This is a genomic window from Burkholderiales bacterium (assembly GCA_036262035.1).
GTDB lineage: Bacteria > Pseudomonadota > Gammaproteobacteria > Burkholderiales > SG8-41 > JAQGMV01.
This window is the reverse complement of record DATAJS010000010.1, coordinates 23,673-37,667: the sequence shown is the minus strand read 5'-3', so window position 1 is coordinate 37,667 and position 13,995 is coordinate 23,673. Positions and strand designations below refer to the sequence as shown.

Below are 13,995 nucleotides of genomic sequence, written 5' to 3'. Positions count from 1 at the left end.
AGCGCCCGCGGGCGCGCCGGGAGGAGCGATGGAGCAAGTACTCGCAGCGGTCAGGACGGGGCCGGGCACGACCGAGCTCCGCGAGTTTCCGATGCCCGAGATCCCGCCCGACGGCGCGCTCATGAAGTTGGAAGTCGCGGGCATCTGCGGCACCGACGTCAAGCTCTACAAGACGCCGCCGTCGAGCGATCCGGTGATCATGGGCCACGAGAACATCGGCACGATCGCGAAAGCGGGCCGCGAGTTCACGCGCCGCAAAGGCTTCAGGGACGGCGACCTCGTCTTCGTCGAGCACTACGTGTCGTGCGGCCAGTGCGAATGGTGTCACGCCGGCCAGTATCGGCACTGCGAGAACACCGACTGGCGCGGCAATCCCGACGCGATCCGCTACGGCTACACCTCCGCTAGACTCGCGCCGCACCTGTGGGGCGGCTTCGCCCAGTACGTCTATGTGCCGTGGAACGCGATCGTGCATCACGTGCCGCAAGGCGTGTCGGCCGAGCTCGCCGGGCTGGTGACGCCGATGGCCAACGGCGTGGAGTGGTCGCTCTTCGACGGCGGCGTGGGCTACGATTCCAGCGTGCTCATCCAGGGGCCGGGGCAGCAGGGACTGTCGCAGACCGTGATCTGCAAGCAGGCCGGCGCTTCGCTCATCATCGTCACCGGCACCGCGAAGGATGGAGCGCGACTCGAAGTCGCCAAGGCGCTCGGCGCCGATTACGTCATCGACGTCGACCGCGAAGAGCCGTACGGCCGCCTCATCGAGATCACGCAGGGCAAAGGCGTCGACGTCGTGCTCGATTGCACCGCAGGCGCGGGCACCGCGCCGGCGCTGCTCGGCATCGAAGCGCTCAAGCGTAAGGCGGGAACGATGGTCGTGCAGGGCGAGATGGCGCTGTTCCCCGACTTCCCGATCGGGCGCATGACGACCAAAGCGATCACGCTGAAGAGCGCGCGCGGCCACAGCTACCGCGCGTGCGAGCTCGCGCTCCAGCAGCTCGCGTCCAGGCGCTTTCCGCTGGAGAAAGTGACGACGCACCGCTTCGGACTGAAGGACGTCGACCTCGCGATCAAATCGGTCGGCGGTCACGGCGTGCCCGATGTCATCCACGCCTCGCTGCTGCCGTGGCAATAGGAGGGCGCACATGATCACGCACGAGCAGAACGAAGCGATGATCCGGGTGGGGCCCGGCACGCTGATGGGCGAGCTCTTCCGGCGCTACTGGATCCCGGCGCTGCACGCTGCAGAGCTGCCCGAGCCCGACTGCGCGCCGGTGCGCGTCAAGCTCCTCGGCGAGCGTCTCGTCGCGTTCCGCGACACCCGGGGGCGCATCGGCCTCATCGACGAGTTCTGCGCCCACCGCGGCGTGTCGCTGTGGTTCGGCCGCAACGAGGACTGCGGCCTGCGCTGCCCGTATCACGGGTGGAAATACGACGTCACCGGCCAGTGCGTCGACCTGCCGTCCGAAGGCGAGGGCGGTCCGATGCGCGCGCGCATGAAGCTCAAGAGCTATCCGTGCATCGAAGCGGCGGGCCTGGTGTGGACGTACATGGGACCGCCGGCTCTGCAACCCGCGCCTCCGGGGCTCGAATGGGTCGAAGTCCCGCCCGAGCGCCGCTACGTTTCCAAGCGCCTGCAGGAATGCAATTACCTGCAGGCGCTCGAAGGCGGCATCGACTCCTCGCACGTCACCTTTCTGCACGGCGGCGCGCTCAAGACCGATCCGCTGTTCGTCGGCAGCAAGGGCAACGAGTACAACGCGGCGGACACGATGCCGCAGTTCGACGTCGTCGACTTCGACGGCGGTCTGCTGATCGGCGCGAGGCGCAACGCCGAGGACGGCGCGTACTACTGGCGCATCACGCCGTACATCGTGCCGTGGTACACCATCATCCCGCCGCGCGCGGGGCACCCGCTCGGTGCGCATGCGTGGGTGCCGATCGACGACCACCGCACGTGGGCGTGGAGCATCAACTACCACCCCGGCCGCGCGCTGACCGGCGCCGAGCTCACCGCGATGAAGAACGGCGCGGGCATCCACGTGCAATACGTGCCCGGCACGTTCGTGCCGCTCGCCAACAAGTCGAACGATTACCTCATCGACCGCGCGGCTCAGAAAAGCGGCGCCAGCTTTTCGGGTGTGACGGGCATTGCGATGCAGGACGCGTCCCTGCAGGAATCGATGGGACCGATACAGGACCGCTCGCGCGAGAACCTCTGTCCCACCGACCTCGGCATCGTGCGCGCGCGGCGGCTGCTGCTCAAAGCCGCCGAGGACAACCGCCTCGGGCATCGCCTGCCGGGCCTCGATCCGGCCGGGCAGCACGTGCGCTCGTGCTCGATCGTGCTGCCGCGCGAGCGCCACTTCAGCGAGCACGCGCGCCACGGGCTCTTCGCGCCGCTCGACACCGATCCGGTGACGGTTTAGCGCCGCGCGCCATCGGCCGTTCGACCGGCCGCGGCGTTGACTTCGCGCGGCACGCGATAAAGAATCGATCCGACGCTGCAGCGAACCGTTCATTCGGCGCGATTGCAAAAAAGCATATGGCCGAGCTTCAGAACCCGGCGACTGACGCTCAGGGCGCACCCGCTCCCGCGGCGGTGCCTTACGTGTTCTTCTCGTACGCGCGTTCGGATAAGAGCGAATATCTCAAGCGCTTCTTCAACGACGTCGGGGATCGCCTGACGCAATTGGTGCGCAAGACCAGAGACGAGCTTCGCTTCTTCGACGAAGCGTCGATCGAGACCGGCGCAGACTGGAATACGCGCATCGCCGATGCTCTGAAGAAGAGCAACGTCTTCGTCTGCCTTTATTCCCCGACCTTCTTCTCGCCCGACCGGACCCACGAGTACTGCGCCAAGGAGTTCTACGCGTTCATGACGCGCGCGCCCGGGCTGCGTTACGAGAACGTCATCGTCGGCAGCAAGACCTGGGTCGCGATCCGCGACACCCAGAACATCATTCCGATCCAGTGGCTCGGCGAGCTCGACCTCGCGCCGCAGAACCTGCCGCCGGCGGTCCTGTACTACATCCAGGCGAGCCTGAACGCGATCGCCGCGAAGCTGCCGCAGAAAGCCCTCGACCTCTACAAGGAAGAAGGCATGGAGAGGCTCGCGAGGAGCCGCGGCGTGTCGTACAGCCAGGTGGTCAACGGCCTCGCGCGCCTCGTCTTCAAGTGCGCGCAGACGCCGCCGCCGCCGCCCCCGGCGCCGCCCGATTTCAATACGCTGCGCAACGCGTTCTGGGATCTACCCGCGGCGCCCGGCGCCCTGGTCAGCGTCGGCCGCATGGCGAGCCTGAAAGCCCACGTCGGAAGCGCTTCGGGACCGCGCAAAGTGCTCGCGATCGTGTTGCAGGGCGACGGTCCGCGCGCGCAGTCGTGGTTCGCGAGCGGCGCGCCGAGTCCGTCGGCCGTCCTCGAGGAGCTGGTGCTGCGGCGGCGCATGCAATTCGCCCGGCCGTCGGTCCGCGCCCTGCGTGCGAGAGCATTCGATGAGGTTTGCCGCGCGCTCAAGGCGGAAACGCAGGCCAATACCACGCTGCTGCTGGTCGCCGAGCCCGCCTGCCTCGAGCAGGAGACCGGGCGCACGCTGTTGCGGCGGCTCCTGGCCGAGCCCGACTGGCGCGGCGGCGTGCTCCTGGCCGCGCCGGTGACGCCTGCGCAGCGCGCCGCGGTCGCGGAGCTTGCGCGACTGACGGCCGACCAGCAGCAGCGCATCGTGGTGCGCACCGAGGATGACGGCGGCAGCAGTCTCGCCCAAACGGCGCTCGGTCTGCTCGACGACGTCGCCGCACGCATCGTGAAGCACGGCGAGGTGCAACGGCCGGCGCCCGGCACCGACGGCCCCGACGTGCGGCCGACGATCACGAACGTCACGCCGCAGGCGACCACGACGTGAGCGCGCTCGGCCCCTCGGGGCGGGTCATCACGTTCTATTCGTACAAAGGCGGCACCGGCCGGTCGATGGCGCTGGTCACGCTCGCCTGGGTGCTGGCGAGCAACGGCAAGAGCGTGCTGGCCGTGGACTGGGATCTCGAAGCGCCGGGACTCCACCGCTATTTCCGGCCTTTCCTCGTCGATCCCGAGCTGAGGGACACCCCCGGCCTGGTCGATTACGTGTGGGACGTCGCGAAGGAACGGCTGACCCCGGCGTCCGCGCCGAGCGACACGCGGCGCGACACGGCGCGCACGCTCGACGATTACGTGGTCGGGCTCGACTGGGATTTCGGGGAGCGCGGCTCGATCGCGCTGCTGCCGGCCGGGCGGCAGGACGAGAACTACCCGCAGCGGGTCAACACCTTCGACTGGGACAACTTCTACGAGCGCCTCGGCGGCGGCAGGATCCTGCAGGCTGCGCGCGACGACCTGAGGAAGAGCTACGACTACATCCTCATCGACAGCCGCACCGGCGTGAGCGACACCTCGAGCATCTGCACGGTGCAACTGCCCGACATGCTGGTGGTGTGCTTCACGCTCAACCACCAGAGCATACGCGGCGCGTCCGCCGTCGCGCGCTCGGTGCAGGCGCAGCGCGGAGACGATTTTCGCATCTATCCGGTGCCGACGCGGCTCGAGAACGCCGAGACCGACAAGCTCAAGAGCTGGCTCAACGTCGCGACGACCGTATTCAATCCGCTGCTGCACCACGTGCCGCCGCAGAAGCGCGACACCTACTGGAGCGGCGTGCGGATTCCCTATCGGACCTTTTATGCGTTCGAGGAAGTGTCGCCCGCATTCAAGGACGAGCCGCATGCGTTCGACAGCATCCTCGCCTCGATCGAGCGTCTCGCGAGCTGGATCACCAGGGGCGACGTCGACACCATGCAGACCATCGACGAAGCGCGCCGCGAAGAGATCGTCAAGGCGTACGCCTATACCGATGCGGAGCCCGGCACGCCGCGCGCCGTCGAAGAGGTCCCGCTGAGCCAGCGGCTGCGGCGCGAGCTCGAGTTCCGCCTGCAGTTGAAGGTGCCGGTCGCCTTCGCCGGTTTCGTGGGGATCGTGCTGTTAGCCCTCTTCATGTGGACGCTCCAGTCGGAGCGCCGCGACGCACAGACGCAGCTCGTTCAACAGAAAGCCGCGCTGGAGCTGGCGAACGCCGACAAGGACAAACGGGTCGCGATATTCGACACGTACCTGTCGGCCTATTGCGACCTGAAGATCGGCATCGGGGAGGATCGCGACAAGCTCGCGCGCTGCATGTCGGACATCGAGCGCGCGCTCAGGGGAGTGCGCATGAAATCGGGCAAGTCGGACGCGCCGGATGCGCGGCAGGCCGCGAAGTACGTCGGCGAGCAGACCTCGAAATGAACGTCCCCGGATGAGCGACGCCATTCCCGAGATCTACGTGCTGTGGCATCCGAAGTGCGAAGTCGGAGAGACGCTGGCGCGCAGCGTCTACGGCTGGCTGCGGCCGGGCAACGGCCGGGGGCCGAAGGTCTACTATCGCAGCGAGCCCGACCCCACCGGCGCGCGCGGCAAGCTGCCGCTGCCTCTTCCCGGCGAAACCGGCAATCCCATGCCGCGAGCCGCGGGCGCGGCGGTCGCGAACATGCACATCGCGCTCGTCCTGATCGATGCGAACATGATCGCGGATGCGGCGTGGCGCCACTGGATCGAGCAGCTGCAGGCCGGTGCCGCCGCCTACGCGCCGTGCCCACGCCTCGTCGTTCCGGTCGCGCTCGACGCCACCGCTTTCAACGTGCCGCCGGCGCTGCGCGCCCTCAACTACGTGCGGCCGTCGGGCATCCCGGTGCCGGGGCGCGAGTCGGACCAGCGCGACGCCGTTCTTGCCAGGGTCAAGCGCTCGCTGCTGAAGCAGCTCACCGAGCTTTTGTGCCGTGTGCTGCTGGCGCCGGGTCGGCCCGCCAACGCCGATTCGGCGACGGCGCCGAAGATCACGGTGTTCCTCAGCCATGCCAAAGGCGACGGCAAAGCGCCTGCGCAGGCGATACGCGATTACATCTACAGCGACACCCAGCTCGCCGCGTTCTACGACGAGAACGACATCCCCTACACCGAGGCGTTCGGTCCGTGGCTCGACGCGAACATCATGGGCACGGCCGCGATGATCGCCATCCGCAGCGAGCTCTACGCGACGCGGCCGTGGTGCCGGCGCGAGCTCGCGCTGTTCCGGCGCCCGCGCCTCGAGCAGAACGGCGGCGCGGCCGGGCGCTGGCGGGTGAACCCGCTGGTCGTCGTGGACGCGCTCGAAGGCGGCGCTTCGACCTCGGGGATCGCCGAGCTCGGCAATGCGCCGATCGTCCGGTGGTCTCCCACCGTCCCGGACCAGGCCGAGCACGTGGTGACGACGCTCCTGCGCGAAGTCTTCCTCGCATCGTTTCATTACGCCATCGCGCCGAAGCTCGACAGCGAAGCGGCGGCGCTCGCGCTCAACGTCGTGCCCGACCCGACGACGCTGTTGCAGATCCCCGCGGTTCGGGCGGGCAGGGTCACTCGCGTCTACCACCCCGGCCACGGGCTTCCCGGGCTGGAGATCGCCGCGCTCCACGCGCTGCTGCCGGGCATACGCTTCGACGGCTTCCAGCAGGGCCGCACGCCCGGTGCGCCGGGAGGCGCGCAGAGCCATCGCACGACCGAGGTGATCGGCCTTTCGGTGTCGTACCAGCGCGAGCACCTGCTGCCGCGCGGCTTCGGCGTCGACCATCTTCGCGAGCTCCTCACGCGCCTCGGCCGCGAGCTCCTGCGGCGATCGGCGACCCTGGCGTATGCGGGCAACTGGGAAGAGCGAGACGACAACTTCACGCTCGAGCTGCTGCGCTTGATCGCCTCGGAGCAGGAAGACGGCAGCGCCGCCGGCGGCACGCCGCGCGAGGTGTCGCGCCTCTACAACCATTCGTCGTGGCCGAACTATCTGAAGATCACGCCGCACATCGAAGCGGAATGGATCAACGCCTGCCGCACCGTGCGCGTCACGCAGGCCATGGCGGGAATCGCTGCCGGGCGCGCGGTCGCGGACGGCAAGGCGTTCCACCGCACCGATCGCGCGACCCTCAACACGGCGATCGCGGTGTCGGCGATGCGCCGCATCTCCATGGCGGGCATACCCGCCGGTGCGGCGCCGCACGAGCAGGACGTACCCCCCATCGCAGCGCGCGTGCTGCTCGGCGGGAAGGTGAGCGGCTTCAGCGGGTTCCTGCCGGGTCTGTTCGAGGAGGCGCTCGTCACGCTCGACGCGGACCGGCCGCTGTACATCCTCGGCGGTTTCGGCGGCGCGGCGGAAGTGCTGGCGCAGGCGTTTACGTCGGCGAAGCTTCCCGCCGAGCTGAGCGCAGCGGAGCTGAAGCGCGCGACGCCGCAGGTCGCGAAGCTCGAAGAGCTCGCGTACGGCGCCGCCGTTCCGGAGGAGATGCAGACCGGCCACGCGATTGCCGCGCTCGTCGAGCACGTCACGAAGAGCCGAGACGGGCTTGCCGCGACGCTCAAGACCGGGCTCACCGACGCCGAGACCGGCGAGCTCATGACGACCTTCGACATGGACCGCGCGATCGGGCTGGTGTTGAAAGGCCTGGAGAACAACGACCTCATCGGACCCGCGTCATGAGCAGCCCTCCCGTCGTCACCCTGGGCCAGTTGATCCAGGAGCACCTGAAAGGCTACGACTGGTGCGACCGCGTACCGCGTGCGGCCTGCGATCTCAAGCTCACCGATGCCGACCGCCAGGCGGCGTGGGCGCTCTACGTCGAGCTCGCGTCGCGCATCGCGACCCAGCCGCTCGCCGACGAGGAAGGGGTCGAGCAGGCGGCGCTGAAGAGCATCGCCGATCTGTTCGAGATCGGGCGCGCCGCCCTGCGCGCGGCGGGGCGCGAAGCGGCCGCGTGCAGCGCGCTCGTGCTGACGCTCCTCAACGGCCGGGTGCGGCCGTTCACGGCCGAATGGCACAAGCACCAGACCGAAGGACGCTTCAAGGACCCCGCGATGTCCGGCCGCTTCAGGGTCGAGCTGCGCGAGCTCCAGATCGACCTGCGCGCCGCGGCGGACGCCCTCGCGGCGCTCGCCGGGGTGCCACGCCTCACCGAATACGGCACGCCGTGAGCGTGCCTCCCGAGAGCTCCGAGGTCTGGGCCGCGCTCCACTGGAGGGAGCGCCGCTGCATCGAACAGCGGCGCATCGACCTCGAGGCGGTCGTCCGCGAGCGCAGCCCGCCCTGCTACGTGAGGGCAGTCGATGCTGCGCTGGTGCGGCGCGATTCCGAGCTGCGCGCGTATCTGCGCGAGCGGCTGGCGGCGGGCCGCGTGCCGGCGCAGTGGCCCAACGCGCAGGTCGCACCGCTGCCCGCGCTGTCGGCTGTCGCGCTGTCGGGCGGCGGCGTGCGCTCGGCGAGCTTCAATCTCGGCGTCCTGCAACGGCTGCACGAGCTCGGACTGCTGACGAAGGCCGACTATCTGTCGACGGTCTCGGGCGGCGGCTACATCGGCTGCTCGCTCGCGGCTTACGCCGACGGCGTCGCGCGACGTGCCGCGCCCGGTCCGCTGGAATTTCCGTTCGAGCGCGCAAACGGTCCCGAGAACGACAACGTGGTCATCCGCCACCTGCGCCGGTTCAGCAGCTATCTCGTCGCCCGAGGCTTCATCGATGCGCTCGTCGCCGCACTGACCGCGATCGGCGGCATCGTGGCGAACGCGCTCGTTCTCGCGCCGCTGTTCCTGCTGTTCGCACTGCTGGCGGTGTATCAGATCGAGCTGGATCCGCGCGGCCATGCGCGCGTCGTCGCCGCTGCTCTGGCCGTCGTCGCGGCGATCATCGCGCTCGGCTACGCCGCCGCGCGCGCAGGGCCGGGCTGGGAAGAACGCGAAAGGCGCGGCCGCCGGGCCGCCGTCGCGGCGGCGGGGTGTCTGGTGCTCGCGCTGCTCTTGCTGCAGCCGGTCCTGATCGTCGAGCTGGATGGGCTCGGCTGGGGTTCGGCCCTGACCGGGGGCGGCCTCGCCTCGGTGCTCGCGGCCGCCGCGAGGCTGCGCTTACCCAGGCTGCGAGGCCCGGTGCGGCTCGCGCTGCTGCTGGCGCTGGTGCTGGTCCTGCTGTGGCTCGTGTATCTCGCGCTCGCGGCGTTCCTGTATCACCTGAGCGCCGAGCAGGGGATCGTGACGCTCACGGGCAACGTCGCCACGGTGTTCGTGGGCCTGTGGCTGGTCGGCAGGTTCCTGCTCCCCGCCAACTGCGGCTCGCTGCACGCGTTCTATCGGGACCGCCTCAGCAAAGCGTACTTTGTCGTGCCGCCCGGCACGCGTGACGCGTCGAGGCTGCAGCACCGGCAGGACTGCCAGCTCTCGACGCTGCGCACGGGCGCCGCACCGTACCTCCTCGTCAACGCGTGCCTGAACGTCAGCGATGCGCCGGCGGCGGACGACGACCTCGCCGGCGAGTACGTGCGGCCGGGACGCAAGGGGACGTTCTTTCTGTTCTCCACGCTCGGCGTCGGCAGCGACGGTCTGGGCTACGTGCGCGCGGAGGCGTTCGAGAACGAGAACGGGCTCGCGAGCTCGCTCGCCACGGCGATGGCGATCTCGGGCGCGGCGTTCGGGGCGAACATGGGCTACAACACCCGCGCGGCGGCGGTCGCGCTGCTCACGCTGCTCAACGTGCGCACCGGCGCGTGGATGAAATTCCCGTGGCAGAAGCATCCGAATGCGCTGACGGGCATGCCGTTCATGCAGAAGCTGCTCGGCGATTACGCCTATCTCACGCTCGCGCGCGAGGCGTGGTCACGCTTCGACAACCGCAATCGCCACGGCGACGTGCTGCTCAGCGACGGCGGGCACGTCGACAATCTCGGCATCTACCCGCTGTTGAAGCGCCGCTGTACGCTCATCATCGCGTCGGATGCCGAAGCGGATCCCGCGTACACGTTCGAAGGGCTGTCGGCGTCGGTGCGGCTGGCGAAGATCGATCTCGGATACACCGTCGACCTCGACTACGAGCACCTCGCGGGCGTCCGCGACGGCAAGCGTCATTTCGCCGTCGGCACGATCGACTACGGCGGCGGCCTGAACGGCACGCTGATCTACCTGAAATCGTCGATGACCGACGAAGCGCGCCGCAACGTCTTCCTGCTGCACTACCAGAAAGCCAACCCGGCGTTTCCGCACGAGCCCACGAGCGACCAGTTCTTCACCGAGTCGCAGTTCGAGGCGTACCGCGCGCTCGGTTATTTCGTGTGCTCGAAAGTGTTCGAGGGACCGGGCTGACGGGTATTACGCGAGCCAGCCGTGCTCGCCGTGGTGCTTCTTCTCGAACGCCTCGATCTCCGGCAGGTGCTGCAGCACCATGCCGACTTCGTCGAGGCCTTTGAGCAGCCGCTCCTTGTAGACCGCGTCGATCTGGAACCGATGCTGCTTTCCGTTCGTGTCGCTGACCGTCTGCGCCGCGAGATCGATGGTGAGCGTGGCGCCGGGCTTCGCGTGCAGCTGCTCGCGCAGCTCGCGGCAGGTCTCTTCCGGCAGGATCACCGGCAGCATGCCGTTCTGGATCTCGTTGGCGTAGTGGATGTCGCCGAACGAGGCCGCGATCACCGAGCGGATGCCCGAATCCAGCATCGCGTAGACCGCGCCTTCGCGCGACGAGCCGCAGCCGAAGTTCACGTCGGCGACGAGGATGCCGGCGTTCTGATACTCGGGGCGGTTGAGCACGAAAGTCTCGCGCTCGCGCCCGTCGGCGTCGCGCCGCACGTCGTGGAAGAGATACGGCGCGTAGCCGTCCGGCGGCGTGCGCAGCTTCCTCAGCAGGCGCGCCGGAATGATCTTGTCGGTGTCGACGTTGGCGACATCGAGCGGCGCCGCTATCGCGGTCAGTGTCGTGAAGGGTTGCATGGCTTCAGTTCCATTAAAAGCGTTTTAACCGCAAAGGACGCAAAGGACGCCAAGGAAAGCAAAGAGGCACGATGAGCGGTCTCGATCGCAGCAAAGCATCGTGTTCAAGCGCGCCGCGACCGCTGAAAACCTTTGCGTCCTTTGCGTCCTTGGCGGTCAATTGCTTTTTAGCTCTAAAGAAGGGTACGTACGTCGGTGATCCGGCCCGTCACCGCCGCGGCGGCGACCATCGCGGGGCTCATGAGGTGGGTGCGCGCGCCTTTGCCCTGGCGGCCTTCGAAGTTGCGGTTCGACGTCGACGCGCAGCGCTTGCCCGCCGGCACGATGTCGCCGTTCATCGCGGCGCAGCTCGAGCAGCCCGACGCGCGCCACTCGAATCCCGCCTCGGTGAAGATGCGGTCGAGCCCTTCGGCTTCGGCCTGGCGCTTGATCTGCGACGAGCCCGGCGAGACCCACGCCGGCACCACGACCTTGCGGCCTTTCAGGATCGCGGCGGCCGCGCGCAGGTCTTCGATGCGGCCGTTGGTGCAGGTGCCGATGAACGCGGCGTCGACCCGGACATCGGTGAGCTTGGTCCCGGGTTTGAGGCCCATGTAGGCGAGCGCGGTCTCCGCATGCGCGCGCTGCTCCGCGGCGGTGAAGTCCGACGGCGCGGGGATCGATGCGGACACCGGCAGCGCTTCCTCGGGGCTCGTGCCCCACGTGAGCGTCGGCTCCAGCGCGGCGCCGTCGATGCGCACCTCGCGATCGAACGCGGCCCCTTCGTCGCCCGGCAGCGTGCGCCACCACGCCAGCGCGCGGTCCCAGTCCGCGCCTTTGGGCGCGAACTCGCGGCCTTCGAGGTACGCGTACGTCGTGTCGTCGGGCGCGACCATGCCGGCGCGTGCGCCCGCTTCGATCGCCATATTGCAGACGGTGAGCCGCCCTTCCATGGACAGCGAGCGAATCGCCGATCCCGCGAACTCGATGGTGTGGCCGGTCGCACCCGCGGTGCCGATCTTCGCGATGACCGCGAGAATCACGTCCTTGCCGCCGACACCTTTCCCGAGCGCGCCGTCGACGACCACGTGCAGCGTCTTCGGCTTTTTCTGCCAGATGCACTGCGTCGCCAGGATCTGCTTCAGCTGCGACGCGCCGATGCCGAACGCGAGCGCGCCGAACGCGCCGTGCGTGGACGTGTGCGAGTCGCCGCAGGTGATCGTGAGCCCCGGCTGGGTCAGCCCGAGCTCCGGTCCGATGACGTGCACGATGCCTTGCCGCGGCTCGTCGATACCGAGGTGCAGGATCTCGTTCTCGCGGGCGTTGTGCTCGAGCAGCTCCACCATGCCGCGGATCTCCGGATCGGTGATGCCCGCAAGCCCCTGCTCGCGGCCGCGCGTGGGCACGTAGTGGTCGGCGGTCGCGAAGGTCTGCCGCGGCTTTCTCACCTTGCGGCCTTCCTTTGCGAGCGCGAAGAAGGCGTGGAACGAGCCTTCGTGGACGTAATTGCGATCGACGTACAGCAGCGCTTCGCCTTCGCGTCGCGTGACGACGTGCTGATCCCAGATCTTGTCGAACATCGTGCGGGGTGTGGTCATCTTCCTGAGTCCTTGCGGCGCCCGGGCGGGCGATCGATGCTAGCAGCCGCGGGCCGTCGCGCACAACCGCCTCGCTGCCGGTTGACCGTCGCTTCGCGTATGCCCTAACTTGCGAGGACTATGCTCAGCGCTTACGTGCAGGCCGGTGCGCCCGATACGTTGACGATCTGGGTGGGCCTCTTCAACCAGAACGCGAAGCCGGCGCAGCCGTCTGTGGAGCTGAACGGTGCGGCGGTGCAGCCGCAGGTCGTCGCGCCGGTCAGCGAGATACGCGACGGCAACCGCGTCAACTATCGCACGATCCTGCGCCTCACGGGGCTCACGCCGGACACGCCGTACGAGGTGGCCGTCGTGCACGGCGGCGAGCGCTACGAGCTTGCCACCGCCACGCTGCCCGAAGCGATTCCGCAGATGCTCGACGGCGCGTTCAACGTCCTGCTCTGCTCGTGCTACTCGCAGCCCGAGGACGGCTCGGGGCTGCTCGCCACGATCGTGTCGCAGCTCAAGGTGAAGCCGCACCTCACGTTGATGCTGGGCGACCAGATCTACGGCGATCTGCCGCTCGACGAGCGTCTTCCCGACGACCTCGAGCTCACCGCGCAGAAGATCGGCGCGAAGTATTTCGACAACTGGACGTCTTCCCAGCTCGGCGCGGCCGGGCTCGAATCGATCCTGAAGCGTGCGCCGGTGGTGTGCGTCGCGGACGACCACGAGTTCTGGAACAACTATCCCTTCGCGCAGACGCAGCTTCCCAAGACGTGGACCGAGGACGGCCGCAAGCAATGGACGGCGGTCGCGAAAGCGCTGTACGAGGATTACGAGATCGCCGGTCCCGCAGGCGGCACGCAGCGGCTCGAGATCGATCCGCTGAGCGTGCTCGTCGTCGACATGCGCAGCGAGCGCGACATGGGTTTCGGCAAGCTGGTGACCGACGCCACGCTCGATGACATGAAGCGGTGGGCGGACGACCTGATCGCGGCGAAGGATGCGGGCACGCCGAAGTTCGGCGTGCTCGTATCGGGGCAGGCGCTGTTCGCCACCCCCGCCGACGAGTCGGAGCGCGTCAAGGTCGACGCCGAGCTCGGCAACTACGATCAGTTCGACGGCGACATCATGCGCCTGCTCGACGACCTCGCCGACAACGGCATCCCGGTCGTGTACATCACCGGCGACGTGCACTGGGGCCGCGTCGCGCGGCGCTTCGATTTCGCGTCGCAGCGTCCCCTGCTGTACGAAGTGATCGCGTCGCCGTCGCGCATGATCAGGACCCCCGGCCTCGACAGGGCGAAGGAAGCCGCGGCGGGCTTCGGACGCCTCTTCGGCCGATCGAGCCCGTGGCCGCGTCACAGCGCGCCGCCGCCGGTCCCCGATCCGTGGGGCCGCAGCCGCAAGTACAGCCTCGAGTTCGCGCCGAAGTCCGGAGCGATCTACCCGCAGCAGGGCGACCAGGTCGCGATCATCTCGTTCGTGCGCGCGGGCGGCGGCGTCGATTTCAGCGTCACCTACTACGGCATACATCCCGACAAGGCGCTGCAGAAGTCGGTCACGACGCCGACCTATCAACTGCGCATCACCTGACGGAGCGTCAT

The 13,995-nt window shown here is 68.5% G+C and carries 10 protein-coding genes; 8 read left to right on the top strand and 2 right to left on the bottom strand.

Annotated elements, in window-relative coordinates:
- Positions 1–28 precede the first annotated feature (28 nt).
- The 7 genes from VHP37_08125 to VHP37_08095 all read left to right on the top strand — a co-directional run bounded on the left by VHP37_08125 (position 29) and on the right by VHP37_08095 (position 10,208).
- Positions 29–1,135 (top strand): zinc-binding dehydrogenase, encoded by a 1,107-nt coding sequence (locus VHP37_08125; protein HEX2826298.1) that lies wholly within the window; start codon positions 29–31, stop codon positions 1,133–1,135.
- Between the two features lie 10 nt (positions 1,136–1,145).
- On the top strand, positions 1,146–2,429 hold the full coding sequence (locus tag VHP37_08120; protein HEX2826297.1) for a Rieske 2Fe-2S domain-containing protein: 1,284 nt from the start codon (positions 1,146–1,148) through the stop codon (positions 2,427–2,429).
- Between the two features lie 116 nt (positions 2,430–2,545).
- The gene (locus tag VHP37_08115; GenBank protein HEX2826296.1) at positions 2,546–3,901 is read left to right on the top strand and encodes a toll/interleukin-1 receptor domain-containing protein; all 1,356 of its coding nucleotides are present in this window, start codon (positions 2,546–2,548) and stop codon (positions 3,899–3,901) included.
- Positions 3,898–5,313 carry a hypothetical protein gene (locus VHP37_08110; protein HEX2826295.1) on the top strand — a complete coding sequence of 472 codons (1,416 nt, stop codon included), beginning with the start codon at positions 3,898–3,900 and terminating at the stop codon, positions 5,311–5,313. Before VHP37_08115 ends, VHP37_08110 begins: the two co-directional genes overlap by 4 nt.
- A 10-nt stretch (positions 5,314–5,323) precedes the next feature.
- Positions 5,324–7,567: a TIR domain-containing protein gene (locus VHP37_08105; GenBank protein HEX2826294.1), complete on the top strand. Its 2,244-nt coding sequence runs from the start codon at positions 5,324–5,326 to the stop codon at positions 7,565–7,567.
- Complete coding sequence (locus VHP37_08100; protein HEX2826293.1) at positions 7,564–8,058, top strand: hypothetical protein; 495 nt, start codon at positions 7,564–7,566, stop codon at positions 8,056–8,058. The genes VHP37_08105 and VHP37_08100 overlap by 4 nt, the downstream gene beginning before the upstream one ends.
- Positions 8,055–10,208, top strand: coding sequence for a patatin-like phospholipase family protein (locus VHP37_08095; GenBank protein HEX2826292.1), 2,154 nt, complete (start codon positions 8,055–8,057; stop codon positions 10,206–10,208). The genes VHP37_08100 and VHP37_08095 overlap by 4 nt, the downstream gene beginning before the upstream one ends.
- A gap of 6 nt (positions 10,209–10,214) precedes the next feature.
- On the opposite strand, the gene leuD is transcribed toward VHP37_08095, so the two are convergent.
- Positions 10,215–10,829: a 3-isopropylmalate dehydratase small subunit gene (gene leuD / locus VHP37_08090; GenBank protein HEX2826291.1), complete on the bottom strand. Its 615-nt coding sequence runs from the start codon at positions 10,827–10,829 to the stop codon at positions 10,215–10,217.
- Positions 10,830–11,002: 173 nt separating this feature from the next.
- A complete protein-coding gene (leuC, locus tag VHP37_08085; protein ID HEX2826290.1) occupies positions 11,003–12,406 on the bottom strand; it encodes a 3-isopropylmalate dehydratase large subunit in 1,404 nt (467 codons plus the stop codon).
- Positions 12,407–12,526: 120 nt separating this feature from the next.
- On the opposite strand from leuC, the gene VHP37_08080 reads away from it, so the two are divergent.
- A complete protein-coding gene (locus VHP37_08080) occupies positions 12,527–13,984 on the top strand; it encodes an alkaline phosphatase D family protein (protein HEX2826289.1) in 1,458 nt (485 codons plus the stop codon).
- The last annotated feature ends 11 nt before the right edge of the window (positions 13,985–13,995 follow it).